Genomic DNA, 1650 nt, shown 5'->3' with positions numbered 1-1650 from the left:
GAACAATGGTTTGTCAGCCCCTTGCTAGGGCTTTTGTGGAGCGCTCGCTAGTGCGCCGTCATTTTGACGATGACTGGAATGGCCGCGATCATCAGCACCACCGGCAGGATGCACACAACCACGGGCACCGACATCTTGGCAGGCAGAGCGTGCGCCTTTTCCTCGGCCAACGACATACGCTTATGGCGCATGTCGTCGGAGAAGACGCGCAGCGCCCCCGACAGGCTGGTGCCGAGTTCCTTGGACTGCTGCAGCAGCGTGGCGAAGGAACGCACCTCGTCCAGGCTGAGGCGATCGGCGAGCGCCTTCAGCGCATCGTCGAGGCTGCGCCCGGCCCTCAGCTCCAGCGACACCAGCTGCAGGTTCTGGCTGAGCGCGGGATAAGTCTTGGCGAGTTCCTTGGAGACGCGCTCTATGCCTGCCTCCATGCTCATGCCGGCATCCGAGCAGACAATCATCAGGTCCATGAAATCGGGAAACCCGTTGCGGTACTCACGCCTGCGTTCCCGCACTTTCTGGCTCAGCATCAGGCCGGGCAGGAAATAACCGGCCGCGCCCGACAGGATGACGAATGTCCAGCGGCTGGCCATCGTTGCGTCCGGACTGGCCATCCAGCGGTTGAGCACAAACACACCGATTGCCGTGCCGATCATCGCGGTGAACCGGATCAGGAAGAACGTACCGACAGCGCGCGGCTCCATGTAGCCCGCCTGGATAAGCTTCATGCGCAGCCGCGCGACATTTTCCGGATCGCTCCTGGCGTAGAATTCCTGCGCCCGCTTCACCGCCTTCTCGCGCACGATGCCGGTATTCTTCTTTTGCACCGGCTCCGGTTTGGCGGCCACGGGACCGTTGTCGACCCTGAGCCGGCGCATGACCTCGTTGCGATCGCCCTTCGCCATGACAACAGGCCAGGCAACAGCGGCAGCACCCACCGCCAGCAGCAGTATGGCCACCGGCATCAATGAGGTCGGCGCAAGCGAGGCGAGGAATTCGATGAAGCCCTGCATGTCAGAACTTGAAATTCGACATCTTGAACATCATCAGATTGCCCAGCATCAGCCAGGTGATCGACGCGCCAAGCAGATACCAGGTCTTCGGCTCGCCCCAGACGTCGCTGTAGAAGCCCGGCATCAGTGCCATGATGGCGGCAAACAGCAACGCCGGCACGGCCGTCAGAATGTAGGCCGACATCCGGCCTTCTGTCGCAATGGCGCGCACCTTGCGGCGCAGCTTGCCACGCTCGCGAATCGTCGTCGCCAGGCCGTCGAGGATCTCGCGCAGATTGCCGCCCGAACTGGTCTGGATCGAGACGGCGGTGACGAACAACGGCAGATCCTCCTGGCCGACCCGGTCGAACAGCGAGTTCAACGCCGAAACCAGATCGGATCCGTAGGTCACTTCGTCGGCGATGACGCCGAACTCGCTGCCGATCGGGTCGGGCATCTCGCGCGCCACCATGGCGATCGCCACCGGCACCGGGTGGCCGGCCTTCAGGCCACGCGTGATCAGTTCCAGCGCCTCCGGCAACTGCATGCCGAACCGCTTCAGCCGGCGCTTGCGCTTGAAACGCAGCGTCAGCACCGGCAATAGCGGCATGAGCACCACGAACAGGACGAACCCCATCAGCGGCGGCAAGCCGTACCAGAT

2 protein-coding genes are annotated in these 1650 nt (G+C 63.0%); both read right to left on the bottom strand.

Annotated features, from left to right (window positions below):
• Nucleotides 1-47: 47 nt before the first annotated feature.
• Nucleotides 48-1010, bottom strand: coding sequence for a type II secretion system F family protein (locus EN994_RS30340; RefSeq protein WP_063167885.1), 963 nt, complete (start codon nt 1008-1010; stop codon nt 48-50).
• A gap of 1 nt (nt 1011) precedes the next feature.
• A partial coding sequence (locus tag EN994_RS30335) for a type II secretion system F family protein (RefSeq protein WP_164746372.1) occupies nt 1012-1650 on the bottom strand: 639 nt, incomplete at its 5' end.

The sequence above is a fragment of the Mesorhizobium sp. M7A.F.Ca.CA.002.09.1.1 genome, assembly GCF_003998555.1.
Taxonomy (GTDB): Bacteria; Pseudomonadota; Alphaproteobacteria; order Rhizobiales; family Rhizobiaceae; genus Mesorhizobium; species Mesorhizobium ciceri.
The sequence above is the reverse complement of the archived record's forward strand: the minus strand, read 5'-3'. Positions and strand labels throughout refer to the sequence as shown.

What these genes read in the sequence shown, in the direction of transcription:
- EN994_RS30340 (WP_063167885.1), bottom strand. Translation starts at nt 1,010, where the DNA reads ATGCAGGGCTTCATCGAATTCCTCGCCTCGCTTGCGCCGACCTCATTG.